The organism is Moritella sp. 24 (assembly GCF_018219155.1).
In the GTDB taxonomy this organism is placed as follows: domain Bacteria; phylum Pseudomonadota; class Gammaproteobacteria; order Enterobacterales; family Moritellaceae; genus Moritella.
In genome coordinates, this window is the sequence record NZ_CP056123.1 from 65,063 (window position 1) to 84,891 (window position 19,829).

The 19,829-nt window shown below is 40.4% G+C and carries 14 protein-coding genes and 8 tRNA genes; 4 read left to right on the forward strand and 18 right to left on the reverse strand.

Annotation, left to right across the window (positions count from 1 at the left end; translation table 11 throughout):
- Nucleotides 1–49: 49 nt before the first annotated feature.
- Together gppA and rhlB are read right to left on the reverse strand one after the other, a co-directional pair.
- Nucleotides 50–1,552 carry a guanosine-5'-triphosphate,3'-diphosphate diphosphatase gene (gppA, locus tag HWV00_RS00290; protein ID WP_211684200.1) on the reverse strand — a complete coding sequence of 501 codons (1,503 nt, stop codon included), beginning with the start codon at nt 1,550–1,552 and terminating at the stop codon, nt 50–52.
- 31 nt (nt 1,553–1,583) lie between these two features.
- Nucleotides 1,584–2,882: an ATP-dependent RNA helicase RhlB gene (rhlB, locus tag HWV00_RS00295; protein ID WP_211684201.1), complete on the reverse strand. Its 1,299-nt coding sequence runs from the start codon at nt 2,880–2,882 to the stop codon at nt 1,584–1,586.
- A 109-nt stretch (nt 2,883–2,991) separates the two neighbouring features.
- Here rhlB and trxA point away from each other — a divergent pair, with 109 nt between their 5' ends.
- From trxA to fre, 4 genes are all read left to right on the forward strand, one after another.
- Entirely contained in the window at nt 2,992–3,318 is a 327-nt protein-coding gene (gene trxA / locus HWV00_RS00300) for a thioredoxin TrxA (protein ID WP_211684202.1), read from the forward strand.
- A gap of 273 nt (nt 3,319–3,591) precedes the next feature.
- On the forward strand, nt 3,592–4,857 hold the full coding sequence (gene rho, locus HWV00_RS00305) for a transcription termination factor Rho (protein ID WP_211684203.1): 1,266 nt from the start codon (nt 3,592–3,594) through the stop codon (nt 4,855–4,857).
- A 108-nt stretch (nt 4,858–4,965) separates the two neighbouring features.
- On the forward strand, nt 4,966–6,432 hold the full coding sequence (ubiD, locus tag HWV00_RS00310) for a 4-hydroxy-3-polyprenylbenzoate decarboxylase (RefSeq protein ID WP_211684204.1): 1,467 nt from the start codon (nt 4,966–4,968) through the stop codon (nt 6,430–6,432).
- A gap of 61 nt (nt 6,433–6,493) precedes the next feature.
- The gene (gene fre / locus HWV00_RS00315; protein ID WP_211684205.1) at nt 6,494–7,183 is read left to right on the forward strand and encodes an NAD(P)H-flavin reductase; all 690 of its coding nucleotides are present in this window, start codon (nt 6,494–6,496) and stop codon (nt 7,181–7,183) included.
- A 77-nt stretch (nt 7,184–7,260) separates the two neighbouring features.
- Here the strand turns inward: fre and HWV00_RS00320 are convergent, their stop codons facing one another.
- The 16 genes from HWV00_RS00320 to HWV00_RS00395 all read right to left on the reverse strand — a co-directional run bounded on the left by HWV00_RS00320 (nt 7,261) and on the right by HWV00_RS00395 (nt 19,509).
- Nucleotides 7,261–8,433, reverse strand: a complete 1,173-nt coding sequence (locus HWV00_RS00320; protein WP_211684206.1) for a heme biosynthesis HemY N-terminal domain-containing protein — start codon at nt 8,431–8,433, stop codon at nt 7,261–7,263.
- A 16-nt stretch (nt 8,434–8,449) separates the two neighbouring features.
- Nucleotides 8,450–9,589 carry a uroporphyrinogen-III C-methyltransferase gene (locus HWV00_RS00325; protein ID WP_211684207.1) on the reverse strand — a complete coding sequence of 380 codons (1,140 nt, stop codon included), beginning with the start codon at nt 9,587–9,589 and terminating at the stop codon, nt 8,450–8,452.
- The gene (locus HWV00_RS00330) at nt 9,590–10,357 is read right to left on the reverse strand and encodes a uroporphyrinogen-III synthase (RefSeq protein ID WP_211684208.1); all 768 of its coding nucleotides are present in this window, start codon (nt 10,355–10,357) and stop codon (nt 9,590–9,592) included. It abuts the gene before it with no gap.
- Nucleotides 10,354–11,292 (reverse strand): hydroxymethylbilane synthase, encoded by a 939-nt coding sequence (gene hemC / locus HWV00_RS00335; protein ID WP_211684209.1) that lies wholly within the window; start codon nt 11,290–11,292, stop codon nt 10,354–10,356. Before hemC ends, HWV00_RS00330 begins: the two co-directional genes overlap by 4 nt.
- Before the next feature lie 257 nt (nt 11,293–11,549).
- A complete protein-coding gene (locus HWV00_RS00340) occupies nt 11,550–12,068 on the reverse strand; it encodes a copper resistance protein CopA (protein ID WP_211684210.1) in 519 nt (172 codons plus the stop codon).
- Between the two features lie 14 nt (nt 12,069–12,082).
- Nucleotides 12,083–15,238 carry an efflux RND transporter permease subunit gene (locus HWV00_RS00345; protein ID WP_211686242.1) on the reverse strand — a complete coding sequence of 1,052 codons (3,156 nt, stop codon included), beginning with the start codon at nt 15,236–15,238 and terminating at the stop codon, nt 12,083–12,085.
- Nucleotides 15,239–15,240: 2 nt separating this feature from the next.
- Nucleotides 15,241–16,728 (reverse strand): efflux RND transporter periplasmic adaptor subunit, encoded by a 1,488-nt coding sequence (locus HWV00_RS00350; protein ID WP_211684211.1) that lies wholly within the window; start codon nt 16,726–16,728, stop codon nt 15,241–15,243.
- Between the two features lie 8 nt (nt 16,729–16,736).
- Nucleotides 16,737–17,993: a TolC family protein gene (locus HWV00_RS00355; protein ID WP_211684212.1), complete on the reverse strand. Its 1,257-nt coding sequence runs from the start codon at nt 17,991–17,993 to the stop codon at nt 16,737–16,739.
- A gap of 573 nt (nt 17,994–18,566) precedes the next feature.
- Nucleotides 18,567–18,642 (reverse strand) — tRNA-Lys (locus HWV00_RS00360).
- Between the two features lie 51 nt (nt 18,643–18,693).
- Nucleotides 18,694–18,769: transfer RNA gene (locus HWV00_RS00365), tRNA-Val, on the reverse strand.
- A 39-nt stretch (nt 18,770–18,808) separates the two neighbouring features.
- A tRNA-Met gene (locus tag HWV00_RS00370) sits at nt 18,809–18,885 on the reverse strand.
- Between the two features lie 46 nt (nt 18,886–18,931).
- A tRNA-Lys gene (locus HWV00_RS00375) sits at nt 18,932–19,007 on the reverse strand.
- A gap of 70 nt (nt 19,008–19,077) precedes the next feature.
- Nucleotides 19,078–19,153, reverse strand: a tRNA-Val gene (locus HWV00_RS00380).
- Between the two features lie 40 nt (nt 19,154–19,193).
- Nucleotides 19,194–19,270, reverse strand: a tRNA-Met gene (locus HWV00_RS00385).
- 23 nt (nt 19,271–19,293) lie between these two features.
- Nucleotides 19,294–19,369, reverse strand: a tRNA-Lys gene (locus tag HWV00_RS00390).
- Nucleotides 19,370–19,433: 64 nt separating this feature from the next.
- A tRNA-Val gene (locus tag HWV00_RS00395) sits at nt 19,434–19,509 on the reverse strand.
- Nucleotides 19,510–19,829 lie beyond the last annotated feature (320 nt).

Below are 19,829 nucleotides of genomic sequence, written 5' to 3' on the forward strand. Positions count from 1 at the left end.
TAATAAAAAACCGAGCTTTTATGCTCGGTTTTTTTATTTTTATATATTGCTATTGCTCTTCAACTTCTAAGATTAAATTATGTTTAGCCTGTAATTTCTGTTCACTATCTAATGCTGCTGCACGTAATGGGTGCTGTGCTAACCACTGTTTAGGTAGCGTGATTAACATACTGTTATCGTCAGCGAGTGCAAGTGAGAACTCTGGAATTGTACCATCGGTACGACGTAACGCTAATGAGTATGACACTCTTAAAATACGGCATAGTTGTAGTGCAACCGAATAACTCAATGCGGATTGTTTTTCTAACAGAGAAAGATTTAATTCATCGCGTTGATTAATCAATAATGCAGAAAGCAGTTGTTTTTGTGCTTTGGTAAAACCAAGCATATCTGTGTGATCGATAATATAAGCGGCATGTTGTGGTGCATTCTTATAATCAATCGAGAGGCCTATTTCATGTAAGCTACTAACGTAAGCAAGTAAAGGCCCTGCTTGTGCATCGTCTTCTGAAATAAGCATTTTGCTTTGATCAAAAGCTTTCAATGCGGTGTTTTTAACGCGCTCGGCTTGCTTTAGATCTAACTGATGTTTGACCATCAAGCCATTAACCGTTTGTTGGCGTACGTTATTGCTGGCGCGAAGTCCGGTCATTTCATAAATGACGCCTTCTCTTAATGCACCACCGGCTAAAAACATGTTGTTGATTGAAAGGCTTTCAAATAAAGCGGTTAAAATGGCTAAGCCACTTGTGAATACAGGTTTTCGCTCTGCAGCTAAACCTTTAATATTGAGGTTTTCAATATCACCACAGGCAATCGCTTGTTGTTGGATCCGGTGTAACTTAGTCAGTGTGATTTGTTCATTCTCACCCTGTGCTACCATGATTTCTTGTAGTGCCTGGATAGTACCGGAAGCTCCGATACATGTTTCCCAGCCAATGGTTAAGTATTTATCTTGCAGAGGGTTCAAGACCGCTTTTGCAGCATTAATGGCCTGCGTAAAGTTGTGTTGATTGAGCTTACCGTCTGCAAAGTAATTATTTAACCACGTCACACAACCCATTTTAAAGCTATAAAGTAACTTTGCTTGTGCTTGTTCACCAATAATGAGCTCAGTGCTTGCTCCGCCTATATCTACGACTAGGCGATTACCTTGACCACTGCTGGTATAGGCAACACCTTTATAGATAAGCGCAGCTTCTTGTTCACCGGAAATGATATTCACCGGATGAGCCAATATTTTTTCTGCTGTTGCGAGAAATACCGCGACATTTTTGGCTAAGCGTAATGTCGCTGTCCCTACAATTCGAATATTCGCTGTTGGAATATCCTGTAACTGTTCTGCAAACAAACTTAAGCAATCCCAACCTCGCTGCAATGCGGCTTGATTAAGATTATTGTTTGCATCAAGGCCCGCGGCAAGTCTTACCTTACGCTTCACTTTAGCAACAGTTTGTAGACTGTTGTTAATTTCACGAACAACCAGCATATGAAAGCTATTTGAACCAAGGTCAATAACAGCATATAAATTTGACGAACTTTTTTTACTCACACTGACCACTTTATATAAACAAGCTATTTAATTAATGGGTTTTATTATGCGTATTATGCTGGCGTTGGCCAGTACGACGCGTTTTGTTATTACGATCATTCATTGTTCTTGAGTTACCCGGACGTGCACGTTTAGTGTGAACTGGTCGAGGTAAGTCAGTTAATAATGCTGATTTATCGTAATGACAAACAGGAATTGTATGTTCAATGTATTCTTCAATCGCAGGTAAATTATAGATATATTTTTCACAAGCGAAACTAATTGAATGACCTTTTGCACCAGCACGACCAGTACGGCCAATACGGTGAACGTAATCACCACAGTTGTCTGGTAAGTCGTAGTTAAAAACATGACTTACGGCAGGAATATGTAGACCACGCGCTGCAACATCTGTCGCAACAAGAATATCTAATTTACCCTGAGTAAACTGTTCTAGAATACTGTTACGTTTTTTCTGCGGAATATCACCTGTTAATAAACCAACACGGTGCTTATCAGCAGCAAGATGGCCCCAAATGTCTTCACATTTGTGCTTCGTATTAGCAAATACAATCGCACGTTCTGGCCATTCTTCTTCGATCAATGTTTGTAATAAAGCCATTTTATCATCGTTCGATGGGTGGAATAGCTCTTGAGTAATTGAACTGCCCGTTACTTTTTCTGCTTCAACGGTAACTTCTTCAGGTTCATTCATGTGCTGATAAGCAAGCTCACGAATATCCCAAGTAAAGGTTGCTGAAAACAGTAAGTTTAGGCGTTGTTTTGGATCTGGCATTTTGCGCATTAAATAACGAATGTCTTTAATGAAGCCTTGATCTAACATACGATCAGCTTCATCGAGAACTAATGCTTCAACACCTGATAAATCCATTGCTTTTTGTTTTTCAAAGTCAATGATTCGGCCAACAGTACCGATAATGATATCAACACCATTTTGAAGGTTTTCACGTTGAATATCGTAGCTTTCACCACCGTAGACTAGACCCATTTTTAGGCCAGTTGCTTTAGCGATAGGTAACGCATCTTTATGAATTTGGATTGCAAGTTCGCGTGTTGGCGCTAAGATAATAGCGCGAGGCTTATTTTTTGGACTATCTTCGGCGGCCGGCTTTTTCAATAAATGATGAAAAATAGCGGCTAAAAATGCAATAGTTTTGCCTGTACCTGTCTGTGCTTGACCGGCTACATCTTTACCTTGGATGGCAAATGGCAAGCTAAGCGCTTGAATTGGTGTACAATATTCGAAGCCTGACGCTTCTAACCCAGAAAGTACATTGGCATTAAGACCAAACTGGGAGAACTTATGTTCTGTAAGATGTTTTTTGCTCATTTAATTAGCATATCAGGTTAAGCTTGCATTAAGAACTTAAATCTATTGAAATAGAGCAATGAACACCACATATATGTAGTAACAAAATTATTTTTTATTGGAGTGAGAAATGAGCGACAAAATTATTCAGCTAACTGATGCTGCTTTCGATATGGACGTTTTAAATTCAGAATTACCAGTACTGGTAGATTTCTGGGCTGAATGGTGTGGACCTTGCAAAATGATCGCACCAATCTTAAGCGAAGTTGCTGAAGAGTATGCGGGTAAGGTTACAATCGGTAAATTAAATATTGATCAAAACTCAGGCACACCACCTAAATTTGGTATTCGTGGTATCCCGACTTTATTGTTATTTAAAAATGGCGCTGTAGCAGCGACAAAAGTTGGTGCACTATCAAAAGCACAATTACAAAGTTTTCTTGAAGAGAACCTGTAACATGTAAAATACTGACGAGATTTTGTTTTTTAATCTCGTCAGTATGCTATTATTCAGTGGACGAACAAAATTATAAATGCTAATTTTACTGTTCGTTTATTGTTCTACGTGCCGAATCAGGCATAATAATCAATGATCCAATCGTTGATTCTATAATTCAAATTTATTGGCTCATTACTAGTTAATGGCTCATCACTCAATCATCGTTCAATACACATTGTCCTTGGTTGACATCCCGTTACGCAAAGGTTGCATAAGCTCGAACTCATCATTATGAATTTAACCGAATTAAAAAACACACCAGTTTCTGAACTTGTAAAACTGGGCGAATCTATGGGTCTAGAAAATCTGGCTCGCTTAAGAAAACAAGACATCATCTTTTCTATCCTAAAAGCTCACGCTAAAAGTGGTGAAGACATTTTTGGTAATGGTGTTTTAGAAATTTTACAAGATGGCTTTGGTTTCTTGCGTTCAGCAGACAGCTCTTATCTCGCCGGCCCTGACGATATCTATGTATCACCAAGTCAGATTCGTCGCTTTAACTTGCGAACGGGCGATACGGTAGGTGGTAAAATCCGCCCGCCTAAAGATGGCGAACGCTATTTTGCCCTGTTAAAGATTGACCAAGTTAACTTTGACCGCCCTGAAAACTCTCGTAATAAAATCCTCTTTGAAAACCTTACTCCAATCCACCCGAATGAACGTCTTCGTTTAGAACGTGGTAATGGTAGTACCGAAGATATCACTGCACGTATTCTTGATTTAAGTGCACCGATCGGTAAAGGTCAACGTGGTTTAATTGTGGCACCACCGAAAGCTGGTAAAACAATGTTATTACAAAACATTGCCTCTTCAATTGCACTAAATCATCCTGATGCGACATTGATGGTTCTACTTATCGATGAACGTCCGGAAGAAGTAACAGAGATGCAGCGTTTGGTTCGTGGTGAAGTAATTGCTTCAACATTTGATGAACCAGCTAACCGCCACGTGCAAGTTGCGGAAATGATGATCGAAAAAGCGAAACGACTTGTAGAACACAAGAAAGACGTGATCATCTTACTTGATTCTGTAACGCGTCTAGCACGTGCTTACAATACAGTGACGCCATCATCAGGTAAGATTTTATCTGGTGGTGTTGATGCTAATGCATTACACCGTCCGAAGCGTTTCTTCGGTGCAGCGCGTAATGTAGAAGAAGGTGGTTCTTTAACTATTATCGCAACAGCATTGATTGATACTGGTTCGAAAATGGATGAAGTAATTTACGAAGAATTTAAAGGTACTGGTAACCAAGAGTTACACCTTAACCGTAAAATTGCTGAGCGTCGTGTTTATCCTGCGATTGATTTCACTCGTTCAGGTACACGTCGTGAAGAACTATTAACAGATAAAGCAGAGCTACAAAAAATGTGGATCCTACGTAAAATCGTGCACCCAATGGGTGAGATTGATGCGATGGAATTCCTAATTGATAAGTTAGCAATGACGAAAACCAATGATCAATTCTTCGAAGCAATGAAGAAGCAAAAATCATAATCGCTTAAGCTAACTGCCTGTGATTAATATTTAAAATAAACGCCATACATTTTGTTTTTATAACAAGTGTGTGGCGTTTTTTTTTCAAAAAATAGCGTGGAACTGTTTATGAAGTATAAAGATCTGAGAGACTTTATTGCCTTACTTGAAAGTAAAGGTGAACTAAAACGTATTCATCAAGAGATTGACCCGTATTTAGAGATGACGGAAATCTGTGACCGGACATTAAAAGCGGGCGGTCCTGCTTTATTATTTGAAAATCCAAAGGGTCATACCATGCCTGTGTTAGGCAACCTTTTTGGTACGCCAGATCGTGTTGCGATGGGGATGGGCCGTGAAAGCGTGTCAGAGTTACGTGAAGTGGGTCAGTGGTTATCTTATTTGAAAGAACCTGAGCCGCCAAAAGGCTTTAAAGAATTAATGGAAAAGGTACCTGTATTTAAACAAGTACTGAATATGCCGACCAAAAAATTGCGTAAAGCACCTTGCCAAGAGATTATATTAACGGGTGATGATGTCGATTTATCTAAAATTCCTGTACAGCATTGCTGGCCTGGTGATGTTGCGCCGCTTATTACTTGGGGTTTAACGATTACCCAAGGGCCTTATAAAAAACGCCAGAATTTAGGTATTTACCGTCAGCAAGTATTGAGTAAAAACAAAGTTATTATGCGCTGGTTATCACATCGTGGTGGTGCGTTAGACTTTAAAGAATTCCAAGAACTAAATCCTGGTGAAAACTATCCAGTGTCTGTGGCATTAGGAGCTGATCCTGCAACTATTTTAGGTGCGGTAACTCCTGTGCCTGATACGTTATCTGAATATGCCTTTGCCGGACTGTTACGTGGCAGTCGTACCGAAGTGGTTAAATCTATCTCAAATGATTTAGAAGTGCCTGCTGGCGCAGAAATTATTTTAGAAGGGTATATTGCACCGGGTGAGATGGCTGAAGAAGGTCCGTATGGTGACCACACTGGTTATTATAATGAAACGGATTCATTCCCTGTATTTACAGTTACGCATATAACGATGCGTAAAGATGCCATCTATCATTCAACTTATACTGGTCGTCCTGCTGATGAACCTGCGGTATTAGGTGTGGCGTTAAACGAAGTGTTCGTGCCTATTTTGCAAAAGCAATTTCCTGAAATTGTAGATTTTTATTTACCGCCTGAAGGTTGTTCATACCGTATGGCTGTTGTGACAATTAAGAAGCAGTATCCAGGACATGCGAAACGCGTGATGTTGGGTGTGTGGTCGTTCTTACGTCAATTCATGTATACCAAGTTTGTGATCGTATGTGACGATGACATTAATGCGCGTGATTGGAATGATGTTATTTGGGCGATTACGACACGCATGGACCCTGCACGTGATACGACTATGATTGAGCATACACCAATTGATTATCTCGATTTTGCGTCACCAGTCTCTGGACTAGGCTCTAAAATGGGCATGGATGCAACTAATAAGTGGCCTGGTGAGACAGATCGCGAATGGGGTGAGCCAATTGTGATGGATGAGAAGGTTAAGCAGCGAGTCGATGATTTATGGGACGAATTAGCGATTTTGTGATATAAATGAGCTAGATCATAAAAATTCGTGCTTGTCAGAGATTAAGATTTAAAGGGAATGTATGTTAAGAATTAAGTGTGAAGTGACGTTATTAGAGTCGTATACAGATACTGTATTTAATGTGAAATTAAAACCTGAGCAGAAGGTTGAGTTTCAAGCTGGACAATATCTAATGGTGGTCATGGCTGAAGACGACAAGCGCCCATTTTCTATTGCTTCAAACCCAAGTAATGATGATATTTTAGAATTACACATTGGTGCATCTGAACAAAATTCATATGCAATGCAAGTGGTGGAAAGACTAAAAACAGGTTCTATTGAAGTTGAATTACCAGGTGGTAATGCAGGGCTAAGAGAAGAATCAGAGCGTCCTTTAGTACTTATTGCTGGCGGTACTGGTTTTTCTTATACAAAATCTATTTTAGAACGCGCTGTTGAAGTGAGCAAACGCCCAGTTTCATTATACTGGGGTGCACGTGAAGCATCACATCTATATGCATTTTCATTAGCACAAGAACTTGCTGATGCTAACCCACAGGTGACATTTATCCCTGTTGTGGAAATTGCACCAGAAGAATGGTCAGGTAAAGTCGGTCAGGTTCATAAAGTTGTAATGGATGATGTTACTGATTTAGCTGCATGTGATATTTATATTGCAGGTCGTTTTGAAATGGCCGGTGCTGCACGTAATGATTTTGCTCCTCTTGGTGTAAAAGAACATTTATACGGCGATGCATTTGAATTTATTTAAACGATAATAAATGACTCGTATAAAAAAGCCGTAACTGATGTTACGGCTTTTTTTATATTTAAATATCATCAACAGGATTAGGCTTGCTGATGGTAACTTAAGCTTTGCTTATAGGTTGAGTTCGCATCGTTAACAAGACCAAGTTTCTCGTAAGCGTGTGCTAGAGCGCAATAAGCTGAGGTAGACGGCGATTGGTTTATACCTTGCTTTAACTCTTCTACAGCTTCCTTCCAGCGGCCTTCTTTCACCATTAACTGGCCGATAGACACAGCTAATAGACCTGAACCTTCACGTGTTTTCTGTAAACGTTTTAGTCGTTCGATTAACGCATGGTAATCACTGAGATTTAATTTTGGCGTTAAGCTAATTAATTCCGGATATAGTTCATTACTTAATGCATCCATCATCAGCAGGTAAGCTGATTGATGATCATTACGACCCATCAATAGATTTGCTGTTTCAGCTAAATAGCGACCATCATGTTTAAGGGCTTTAGGTAGAGAGCTCCAAGTATCAAGTAAACCTGTACTACCTTGTTGTTTTGCTATTTCACCTAAATGTTGGAAGTGACTATTTTTACTTAATTCATCTGCTTCTGCAGCGTTAAGTAATTTTTGTTTTTGCAGTTGTGGAACAAGAGCAAGTAATTGACCCCATTCTTTTCGTTCAATACATACATCTTTAAACAGCGCCAGTACGACTTTATGTTTTGGATGTTTTTCATGTAATGTTGATAGAGATGCAAAAGCTTGTTCAAATTGCTGTTGTTTAATTTGTAATTTAACCTGCGTTAATTCAACAGCGAATGTGTTTTTATCTGCATTTTCGTGCGCTAATAATAAATACTTATCACGCTTTTCTTCGTTACCTAATCCTTGGGCAGATTCTGCTGCAGCAAGGTAGTTCAATACTGGTACTTGTGCTTTCTTTGCGGCTTTTACTGTTAACGTTTCTGCTTTTTTAAAGTCGCCACTTGCCAGCGCTAAAATACCTTTTTCAGTTTGTATTTTCGCACGTGCTTGATGGTAGCGATTAAACCAACCTAAGCTGTGAGTTAACTTGTTGATTAGCGCTTCTAAACCTAATAAAGAAAAGTAAAAAGCAATCACCATGACGACTGCGCTACTGACTGTTGCGTCAATAACATAGTCACCGGCAGCGATCATGACATAACCTTTATTGCCCATTAAATAAGGAGCACCGATTGCACCTGCAAGAAGCAGAGCGAGTAATATTATAAATCTAACCATTGTTGTCTGCCTCCGCTTATTCAGCACCAGTGTTATCAGCTAATGCTTTGATTTTACGATCTCTGATTGTGGTTTGAATCAGTGCCGCACTGTTTAATTTGGTTGGGTATGCTGTTGTGATTGTCGCTTTGCTTAATGTTTCTAGGCTCGCTAGCATACTTTTTGTCGTTGGCTGGTTTACATCGTAGTAGCGCTTAATCCAAGTTTCAGCTGTCTTCAGAGAGTGCTTAAATTTGGCTTGGTCTTGGCGGTATATTGCTAGCTCAGCTTGTAATAACTGAGTTTTTAAGTTTTCAGTTAAATACCATGCTGTTTGTGGTGATAGTAAAGCATCGACAGAGTTATCTTGGCGACGGATAGTGATGAAGTTATCACTGAATGATTTCCAAGACTTGCTTAAGTTTGCTTTCCAGTCAGCACTATTACTTGATAATGCGGTGTCAGTCTTAACGACTTCAGGACGAGTGAAGCCTGCTAATACTAAGTTATCAACTTCTTCTGCTTGAACAGCCAGTTTTAGGGCTAAGCCATCATGATCAATACGCTCTAATTTACTCAGTGTTGTAATATCTTGCTCAATCACTTTACGTAGTGGTAATAAGCTTGGATCATTGAGTTGTGTCAGACGACGGCTTGCTGAAGATAATAACGCTAGGCTCGTATCAATGTCCTGTTCTAGTGCTATTTTACGTCCAGCGATACGGATTAAGTATTCCGCCTCTGCCAGCATCCATTCATTGGGGTTACGCATTTTAAGATTCGCAATCGCGAGCTGTACGGTTTCTAATTGAGCCGCTGTTAGCTTTTCGCTATTTTGGATCTTACTTAGCTGTTCTGTTGTTTGTTTTAATTGACTTGCAACGGTCTGCTTATCTTCGTTTAATTCTAAACGTAATGATTGCTGCGTGTCTTTTTGATCTTGAAGCTGGGCTTGTAGCTTTGATAATACTTGTTGCTGCAGCTGATTTTGTTGGTGACTATGATAATAAAGACCAGCACCAAGACCTAGCGTTAATAAAATTGCTATTGCCCCGGTGACAACACCAGCTTTACTTGCTGATTTACCTTCCGTTGTAATCGTGTTTGATGTGTCAGTCGTGCCTTTGTTTGTTGTTTTAGTGTTGGCACTTTGACTGCTATTCTTTTTGTCTGTCATTTAGCTTATTCCTATCTGCATATCCAATTGCTTAACAGCATTAAATAATGAATTATTTGATGCACCACTAGCAATGGTGACGTGTTCTATTCCTAACTCATTAGCAAGAGCTGCTATTCGTTGGCTAGGAACAATAAAGTGTAAGTTTAGTATCCAAGGTAACGCTGTGTAGGGTATCGTTTTTATTAGGTTACCTAGGATTTCACCACTAGTGATAATAACACTATTAATAGCGAATTGTTGCCACTTATTAACCAGTTGCTCTGGTTCATAATAGGGAGCAGTGCGTTGATAAACTTCACAATATGTCACGTTAGCGGTACGTTTAGTGAGATCTTCAGCCATCGTTTCTCGACCACCATTACCACGTAGAATAACAATGTTTTTGTGTTCTACTTGTGTGTTAGTGAGGAGCGCTAATACGCCTTCACTGTCGTGTGTTCGGGGTATTTTAGCGTGGTCTATACCGTATTTATGCCAGCATTTTGCTGTTGTTGGACCCACTGCAATATAGTTAACTTGCTGTGGCCAAGCTTTATTTGCATTGATTAAACTGGTATTAGCATAATTTACAGCATTATCACTTATGGCAATAATATAGTCATCTGGTTGCAATTTTTCCAGTAATGAACTGACTTTATCGAACTGTCCTCCTGCTGATATTTCGATAAAAGGGCAGCATAAGGCAGCCCCGTTGGCTGCCTCAATCAGGCGAACTAATTGCTCGCCTTTAGCGCGTGGGCGAGTGATTAACGCCCTTATTTTCATGCGTCAGTTGGGTTATAAACTGCAGCTAAAATTTCTTTTGCACCTTGTGAAAGTAAGTCGTCAGCAAGTGCTAATCCTAATTGACGCGCATTTTTGCGGTCACCGCGGATTTCTGCACGAATAACTTCAGTGCCATCAGGCTTACCAACAAGTCCACGTAACCATAATTCATCACCATCGATAAGTGCGTAGCTACCGATTGGTACCTGACAACCACCTTCAAGTGCTAAGTTCATTGCGCGTTCTGCCCATACACGATCACTGGTTAAAGGGTGATTCAAAGGGGCTAATAGTGCTTTTACACGTTCATCATCAACGCGACATTCAATACCTACAGCGCCTTGACCTACTGCTGGTAAACTTTGCTCTGGTTCAATATAACTCGCGATACGGTATTCCATATCGAGACGTTTTAGACCAGCTGCAGCTAGAATAATCGCATCATAATCTTTGTTATCAAGTTTGTTCAAACGCGTATTAACGTTACCACGTAAGTTCATGATCTTTAGATCTGGACGCGCTTCACTGAGTTGGCATTCACGGCGTAAGCTACATGTACCAACGATTGCGCCTGGTGGTAGTTCTTCTATTTGGCGGTAAGTATTTGAAACAAAAGCGTCACGTGGGTCTTCACGCTCACAAATGACTTCTAAGCCTAAACCTTCAGGAAACTCAACTGGAACATCTTTCATCGAATGGACTGCAATATCAGCACGGTTTTCAAGCATTGCTACTTCAAGTTCTTTTACAAAAAGACCTTTACCACCCACTTTTGCTAAAGGCGTATCTAAAATGATGTCACCTTTTGTTACCATTGGAATTAATTCAACAGTCAGGTTTTGATGGATCGCTTCTAGACGGGCTTTTACAAATTCAGCCTGCCACATTGCTAATGGGCTTTTACGAGTCGCAATTCTTAGAGTTTCAGTAGTCATTTTATTTCCAAATTTAACGAGATTGACTAAATATTAACAGATTTCATCCATTAATGGTTGATCTAAGATGGGGTTATTTGTGAAAAATAAACGATATTTAACCGCCGTATAACATAATAAATAATGTTGAAAGTAATCCATTATTTATGTGTAATTTGGCTAACGAGAAGGATAGAAAGATTAAGCGTAGAATATTTTATTTGATGATTAAGCTACAGCACTGCTTGGCTGTAGCTTAATTTATTCGTTAACGTGAATTAATCACAATTCAGACGGAAGGTTTTATGGCTTTTTTTAATATGCTGTTTGATGTTTCCAAGTATTGCTTTGACTTCATTTTTTGATGTGGTGTTTTGTAATTGATTAAACAATTGCGTTAGTTTATCCATGCTTTCTAGATAAGCCATATGCTGCATATGTGTAGCATGATCCATACCTTCCATATTAACCATGTTGCTGTGGTCCATACCTTTCATGTTTGGCATATCGGCCATGTTGCTGTGGTCCATGCCTTTCATATTCGACATGTCTTTCTGTAGTTTTAATGGTATTTCATCTTTCGCTTTATTAGTGTTATTCAACAATTTAGCGACTTGTGCTTGCATTAAGGCTTGGTCATTGCGTTTAAATGCACCGACATAAGATTTTAAGTCATCACTCATTTCTTTCATTACACCACCAAGTTGAGTGTCTTTGCAGTGGTCATCGCCGTGGGCGAAGGTTGGTGAACTGAGTGCTGCGCTTAGTGCGATTGCTAATGTGATCTGTTTAAACATTGTATTGCTTCCTTTTATATTTCTATTTTATTTATATTTGTTGTATCAGGTTCAGTGACAAATTGAGATTTTAAGCTGATTGATTTCCACAGATAGAAGGTTGCCGGTAATACTAATAATGTCAGTATTACTGCTGACGCCATGCCGCCAATCATAGGTGCTGCAATACGTTGCATGACTTGTGATCCTGTACCATCTCCATACATGATTGGAATTAAGCCAATGATGACTGTCGCGACAGTCATCATAACGGGACGAACGCGTAATCCAGCACCATCGATCACTGCTTGCTGTAACTTGGCTTTAGTTAAACGACCAGTTGCTTGAGCTGCTTCTAATGACTGATTTAAATAAACCAGCATGATCACTCCGATCTCGACGGCAACACCTGCAAGGGCAATGAAGCCGACACCAACGGCAATTGAGAAGTTGTAATTAAGCAGGTATAGCAACCAGATACCACCTATCATCGCTAAGGGAAGCGTGGCTAAAATAAGCAGTACTTCACCAACGCGTCTAAAGGCGAGGTATAGCAGTAAGACGATAATTGCGAGTGTAGCTGGGATCACCACGGACAATGTCTCTTTAGCGCGTTGCATGTATTCATACTGACCTGACCATGTGAGTGAGTAACCAGCAGGTAATAGGAGTTGTTCGGCAACGGCTTGTTGAGCATCTGCCACATAAGAGCCAAGATCTCGACCTTCGATATCCACGTATATCCAACCATTTGGACGCGCATTTTCAGTTTTAATCATCGGAGCGCCGTCTTCGACATATACGCTTGCTACATCACTTAATGATATTCTCGCGCCTTGAGGAGTAATCAGGGGCAATAACTTCATTTTCTCGATACTGTCGCGGTAGGATTGTGGATAACGGATATTGACCGGATAACGTTCTAGTCCTTCGATCGTTTGTGTGACATTTACACCACCTACTGCAGCGGAAATAACGGCTTGAACATCGGCAATATTAAGTCCATACCGTGCTGCTTTTTCACGTTGAATATCAACTTTCACATAACGACCACCTGCAACACGTTCTGCATAAGCTGATGCGGTACCTGGCACATTTTGTAATATTTTTTCGATTTGTTTACCGATTTTTTCAATTTCGACAAGTTTCTCACCAGCAACTTTGATTCCAATCGGTGTTTTGATGCCAGTAGCTAACATATCTATGCGTGTCTTAATTGGCATAACCCAAGCATTCGTGAGTCCAGGAAATTGCACTAACTGATCAAGTTCTTGGCGTAAGCCTTCAGAGGTCAATCCTTCACGCCATTGTGCTTTTGGCTTTAAAGTGATGAAAGTTTCGATCATGGTTAGTGGTGCTGCATCGGTGGCAGTCTCTGCACGGCCCGCTTTCCCCCATACGCGCTCTACTTCGGGAACTGTTTTAATCAACTTGTTGGTCTGTTGTAATAGTTCTCGTGCTTTACCTATGCTGATACCGGGGTAGGTGGTTGGCATATACATGAGGTCGCCCTCATCAAGCGGTGGAATAAATTCACTACCTATCTTATTGACGGGGTAAAACCCAACTGCAACAAATCCCATCACAATACAAAGCAGTAGCACGGGGGCTTTGAGGCTCAATGCTAATACGGGACGGTATAAAGCAATAAGCCCACGATTGATTGGATTTTTATGTTCAGGTAATACATTACCGCGAATGAAATAACCCATTAAGATTGGTACTAACGTAACCGCAAGCCCAGCAGCTGCAGCCATCGAATAGGTTTTAGTGAAAGCAAGAGGAGCAAACATTTTGCCTTCCTGCCCCTCTAATACGAACACAGGTACAAAGCTAAAGGTAATAATAAGCAGAGAGAAAAATAAGGCTGGTCCCACCTCTGCGGCGGCTGTGCCGATGACTTGCCAACGGTTTTCATTCGTTAGAGGTGTTTTCTCCATGTGTTTATGCACATTTTCGACCATTACAATTGCACCGTCGACCATGGCGCCAATGGCAATCGCAATTCCACCTAATGACATAATGTTGGCATTAATTCCTTGCCATGACATCACAATAAAGGCGACCAGAATACCGATAGGTAAACTGACTAGCACAACTAAAGAACTGCGAATGTGAAATAAAAATAAAGCACAGACAACAATAACAACAAGAAACTCTTCTAATAATTTTAAGTAAAGGTTTTCGACAGCATTGTCGATTAATGCTGAACGATCATAAGTAGGGACTATCTCGACACCTTCGGGTAACGAAGCTTGTAGGGTTTGTAGTTTGTCTTTGACGGCCGCGATTACTTCACGTGCGTTTTCGCTATAACGCATGACGATAATGCCACCAACGACTTCGCCTTCACCATCGAGTTCTGATACGCCACGACGCATTTGTGGGCCAAGTACAATATCTGCTACGTCACCGAGTAATAATGGTGTACCTGATTCATTGAGCTTTAGAGGGATAGTCTTCAAATCATCAATCGAACTTATATAACCATTAGCACGTACCATATATTCAGCTTCGGCCATCTCAATAACGCTGGCACCCGCTTCTTGATTACCTGCTTTAATAGCTTGCGTAATTAATGACAGGGGAATTTGATAACTGCGTAATTTGTTTGGATCAACGCTTATCTGATATTGCTTAACCATACCGCCGACGGTAGCAACTTCAGATACGCCTGCCACTGTTTGTAATTCATATTTTAAAAACCAATCTTGAATGCTCCGCAATTGGCTTAAGTCATGATTACCACTGGTATCTGTTAATGCGTAAGAATACACCCAACCTACACCCGTTGCATCTGGACCCAGTGCAGGTTTTGCTGAGTTTGGTAAATTTGGCGTTACTTGTGAAAGGTATTCCAACACCCGTGAACGAGCCCAGTACATATCAGTGCCATCAGCAAAGATAACGTAAACATAGGAATCGCCGAAGAATGAATAACCTCGTACGGTTTTGGCTCCCGGCACAGAGAGCATTGCTGTTGTTAGCGGGTAGGTGACTTGATCTTCGACTACTTGTGGCGCTTGTCCTGGATAGCTCGTTTTGATAATAACTTGTACATCAGATAGATCGGGGATCGCATCAATGGGCGTATTTTTGAGTACGAAGCTGCCGTAGATGAGTACGACTAAGGTGGCGAGTAGCACCATGATACGATTGTTAATCGACCACGAGATTATTTTTTTTATCATCATTACAGCGCTCCTTCATCATCAAAATCTAACCAAGATAAATCATCTTCTGATTTAGGCTTGTTTGATTGCTGCATCGTATCTGCGTTCATGTTTCCCATGTCCATTTTACTGTGGTCCATTGACGCATGGTTCATACTGCTATGATCCATCTTCATACTTGTTTGTGAGTTTGAATCAGGCGCGCCAATACGGCTAAAATCAGCGGTTAGACTTGATTCTGAATCCAGCAAAAATTGTGCGCTGGTTACGACGTTATCACCCTCATTAAGTCCGACGAGTATTTCAACATAGCCAGCAGATTCTTTGCCTAATGTTATTTTTATGGACTGGTATTGACCGTTACCTTTCGCGAGTACGACGCGATCGAATGTACCTGAACGAATGACTGCTTCACGTGGGATTTGTATCGAATCATGTTGTTGCTGGTTACTGAATGTAACCGTTGCAAACATATTAGGTTTTAATTTTTCATCTGCATTGGCTATTTTGACTCTGACTTTTAGCGTACGTGTTGTTGCGTTGAGTTCTGGATAAATGTAATCAATATTTCCTACCCAAGTTTGACCGGGGAAACTGGCTATTTGTATCTGTGCATTGTCACCAACGGCCACTAAACCAGCTTGAGATTCAAATATCTCAGCTTGTAACCATATTTCGGAGAGCAGTCCAGCTTCTACAATTTGAGTTGCAGGCGTAATATAAGCGCCTTCTTGAATTGCCAGCTTAGTGATATAGCCCGATTCGGGTGCTGATATCGTGACATTTTGGATTGTTTTTTTACGTTTAATGATTTGATCAATTTGAGTTTGGTTAATGCCTAATGCAGATAAACGCTGGGCTGCTGAACTAATTAAAGTTTTATTACCGATACGTAAGCTATTAAGCAGTTCTTCTTGTGCTTTAATCAACTCGGGTGAATAAAGGGTTAATAGTGCTTGTCCTTGCTGAACGAACTCACCTGTATTATTGATATAAAGTTCATCTACCCAACCTGATACGCGGCTGTTAATTTGCCAGAGTGAATCTTGATTAAACTCTAACATGCCGACTGTATTTATTTCGTTTGAAAAAGGGCGGTACTGGACAGCTTGTGTTCGTACCCCCAAGTTATTTTCGACCCGTGGAGAGATGGTGACTAACCCCGCGTCACTTTCGGTGGCAGCGTCTTCATATACAGGGACTAAGTCCATGCCCATCGGTGATTGACCTGGTTTATCACGGCGGTAGTTCGCATCCATTGGTGCTACCCAATATAGCGGTTCTTGGGTAGCGGTACTGCGTGCTTCTTCAGCATAAACAGGGACTAAATCCATACCCATTGGTGATTGACCTGGAGTGTCTCGGCGGTAATTAGCATCCATTGGCGCAACCCAGTAAAGTATTTCAGGCTCTGCGCTAGTGACATCGTTTGCTGCTTGTGTTGTGAACCAAGCACCAGCGGCAATACCCAGTGCTAGTGTAATTGAACTGGTAAGTAATGTTTTCATATAGACCTCTATAATGCTTGGAAATAACGAATGCGGGCTAAGGTTTTCAAATTTTGAAAGCGTAATTGTTGGTATTCAAGCGTAAGGGCTTGTTCGTCCATCAAGGCCTTAATGACCTGTTCAAAATCATTGGTGTTAGATTGATAACCTTGCATTGCAGCATCGCTATTCGATTTGGCTTGGACAAGTAGGGTGTCTTGATAGCGCTGCATTCTGGAAGTTGTATTACTGACGTTAGCGATAGCACCATTTAATATGCCATTGAACTTTATGAGTAGCAGATCTTTTTCAGCTTGTTTTATTCCTTTACCTTGGGTAGCTGCTATGACGACTTGGTCTTGGCGATTATGTGTAAATAAGGGAATATTAAGCGTGACAGAACCACTGATTAAATCACTGCGACTTGCTCCGCTATTCATATCGATTGACTCGCGATGGCCGTAACCAATATCTACTTTGAAAGCAGGTTTATAAGATTCATTCGCGGTGGCAATCTTGTTTTGCGCCACATCAATAGCTTGCTGGGCTGCCAATACTTGTGGGTGATTAGCGAGTAAAGCATAATGCGCGATGCTTTTTTGTTTTGAATACTCAAGACTTTGTGGCCATGTTGGTAGCTGCTGATCTAAATCATCAAATGCTTGTGCGCCAACCCAAGTAACGAGCTGTCCACGTAATGCTTGCTCTTGCTGAGCAAAGGCTGCAATTTTGTCATCAAATTTAGCCAGTTCTAATTCGGCTTTAATGAGGTCTTGATTCTGGCGATAACCTAATTCAAATTCACGATATAGATTATTCACGTGTTGACTGAATAACTGCTTATTTTTATTTAATATAACTTGCGCTATATTGGCAAAGCGAATATCAAACCATAACTCTCTAATTTGAAGTTTCAGTTCTAATTGACGGTTTTCAGCTAGATCCCTGCTTTGTTGCGCTTGTAATGTAAAACTTTTTGCATTTAACGCGAGTGTATCACCACGTGAAAATTGTTGTGATAGGCCAAGACTAAATTGTGTCATGGGGTCATCTGACAGTGAAAAACTATCAACAGGCACATTTGCTAAACCTAATTTAATCATCGGATCTGCAAGTTGTGATTGACTGATTGCTTGGGCTTTAAAGCTCGTTTGTTGTGCTTGATATAAGTTGGCGGAAGGATCGCGTTGTAGCGCAATATCTTCTGCAACAGATAGCGTTAATTGCTGAGCATTCGCATTTAATGTGATCAATGCGAATAGCCCCAAATAAATTTTGGATGGCATTATATTTCCTTAATTAGTTGATTTTAAAATTATTTAAATCAGCTAATTAGAGGAGGGCGATAGAGGCTATCTTGATATTTTATTAAGAGGAAGTTGGATTCGTCATGTACGGCACTTGCTTGTTTATATGTATCTATAATCAATTTATGCGTATTGATAAATGAAATTACGCAGGTGGTATTACAGTCATTACAGGCTTTGGGACCATTGCAATCATGATTATTATTTTCGTTATTGGAGTCTGAGGGATTAAGGCAATGATTCGCTTCTGTGACTTTCACCATCTCATGTTTTTGAGTTGGTGACATTTTTTTCATATCACAAGGAATATTGCTTGGCATAGTATGCATGCTCATTGCCTGAAGCGGTAATGAGAATGTATTTATTAATACTAATAAAATGAATAGTACTATGCGCATAAAGTCGTTTGAAAAGTAAATGATGAAGATGATTGAGAGAGTAAGCTTTACCACTAGGGGAAGGTCAAGTATTAGTGGGAACTTAAGGTGGTAAATTTTAGGTATAAAAAAACCTCGATAAACGAGGTTTCTTTATTTATTCTTTGTAAGAAAGTGGTGGGCTGTGAAGGATTTGAACCTTCGACCAATTGATTAAAAGTCAACTGCTCTACCAACTGAGCTAACAGCCCCCGTATTCTTTCTTTTTATAGTTTATGTCTTATGACATAACACCACAATAGTGGTGGGTCCTACTGGGCTTGAACCAGTGACCCTCGCCTTGTAAGGGCGATGCTCTCCCAACTGAGCTAAGGACCCACATTATTTTTTAGCGATAGTTGTGTCTATCGTTTTAACTGGTTGCGGGAGCCGGATTTGAACCAACGACCTTCGGGTTATGAGCCCGACGAGCTACCAAACTGCTCCATCCCGCGACAATTCTGTATAATATAAAGTCCATATTACTTATAAAAAGTAAAGTGGTGGGCTGTGAAGGATTTGAACCTTCGACCAATTGATTAAAAGTCAACTGCTCTACCAACTGAGCTAACAGCCCTTTACTTTATTGTTTCTTTTACAAGAAACTTTGTTGTGTATGTCTAATGACATTATCACCACAATAATAGTGGTGGGTCCTACTGGGCTTGAACCAGTGACCCTCGCCTTGTAAGGGCGATGCTCTCCCAACTGAGCTAAGGACCCACATTATTTTTTTATCGATAGTTGTGTCTATCGTTATAACTGGTTGCGGGAGCCGGATTTGAACCAACGACCTTCGGGTTATGAGCCCGACGAGCTACCAAACTGCTCCATCCCGCGACAATGCTGTGTTATAAAGAAAGTGGTGGGCTGTGAAGGATTTGAACCTTCGACCAATTGATTAAAAGTCAACTGCTCTACCAACTGAGCTAACAGCCCCAAATTCTTTCTTTATAGTAAATCCCGTTAATAATCTTATAAAGATATAACCAGACTTAATATATGGTGGGTCCTACTGGGCTTGAACCAGTGACCCTCGCCTTGTAAGGGCGATGCTCTCCCAACTGAGCTAAGGACCCCATACTTTCGATTAATGTTGGAAACGTTGTTTTGAAGCAGCGCCCCTAATCGAGGTGGCAGATATTATCCAGAACCTAATGTTTATGCAACCCCTAATTCAATTATTTTATTTAAATTGTTTGGTTGCGATCTTTTTTGCTACTTATTGTCTATAAAGTGTTCGCAATTGATTTATTTTCTTCAGAATAACTAATAGTAGAGAACAAATTTATGAATGGCTACTCGATTTTAGTGACAGACCCTGTTTATCAATATTAATAATGTGACTATTTCGGCGCTATAAGTTTACCATTATCTAGAAAACTGTTAGCATCATCAC

What these genes read in the sequence shown, in the direction of transcription:
- hemC (WP_211684209.1), bottom strand. Translation starts at nt 11,292, where the DNA reads ATGACTACTGAAACTCTAAGAATTGCGACTCGTAAAAGCCCATTAGCA.
- HWV00_RS00325 (WP_211684207.1), bottom strand. Translation starts at nt 9,589, where the DNA reads ATGACAGACAAAAAGAATAGCAGTCAAAGTGCCAACACTAAAACAACA.
- fre (WP_211684205.1), top strand. Translation starts at nt 6,494, where the DNA reads ATGTTAAGAATTAAGTGTGAAGTGACGTTATTAGAGTCGTATACAGAT.
- HWV00_RS00320 (WP_211684206.1), bottom strand. Translation starts at nt 8,433, where the DNA reads ATGGTTAGATTTATAATATTACTCGCTCTGCTTCTTGCAGGTGCAATC.
- rhlB (WP_211684201.1), bottom strand. Translation starts at nt 2,882, where the DNA reads ATGAGCAAAAAACATCTTACAGAACATAAGTTCTCCCAGTTTGGTCTT.
- ubiD (WP_211684204.1), top strand. Translation starts at nt 4,966, where the DNA reads ATGAAGTATAAAGATCTGAGAGACTTTATTGCCTTACTTGAAAGTAAA.
- rho (WP_211684203.1), top strand. Translation starts at nt 3,592, where the DNA reads ATGAATTTAACCGAATTAAAAAACACACCAGTTTCTGAACTTGTAAAA.
- HWV00_RS00340 (WP_211684210.1), bottom strand. Translation starts at nt 12,068, where the DNA reads ATGTTTAAACAGATCACATTAGCAATCGCACTAAGCGCAGCACTCAGT.
- HWV00_RS00330 (WP_211684208.1), bottom strand. Translation starts at nt 10,357, where the DNA reads ATGAAAATAAGGGCGTTAATCACTCGCCCACGCGCTAAAGGCGAGCAA.
- HWV00_RS00355 (WP_211684212.1), bottom strand. Translation starts at nt 17,993, where the DNA reads ATGCCATCCAAAATTTATTTGGGGCTATTCGCATTGATCACATTAAAT.
- HWV00_RS00345 (WP_211686242.1), bottom strand. Translation starts at nt 15,238, where the DNA reads ATGATAAAAAAAATAATCTCGTGGTCGATTAACAATCGTATCATGGTG.
- HWV00_RS00350 (WP_211684211.1), bottom strand. Translation starts at nt 16,728, where the DNA reads ATGAAAACATTACTTACCAGTTCAATTACACTAGCACTGGGTATTGCC.
- trxA (WP_211684202.1), top strand. Translation starts at nt 2,992, where the DNA reads ATGAGCGACAAAATTATTCAGCTAACTGATGCTGCTTTCGATATGGAC.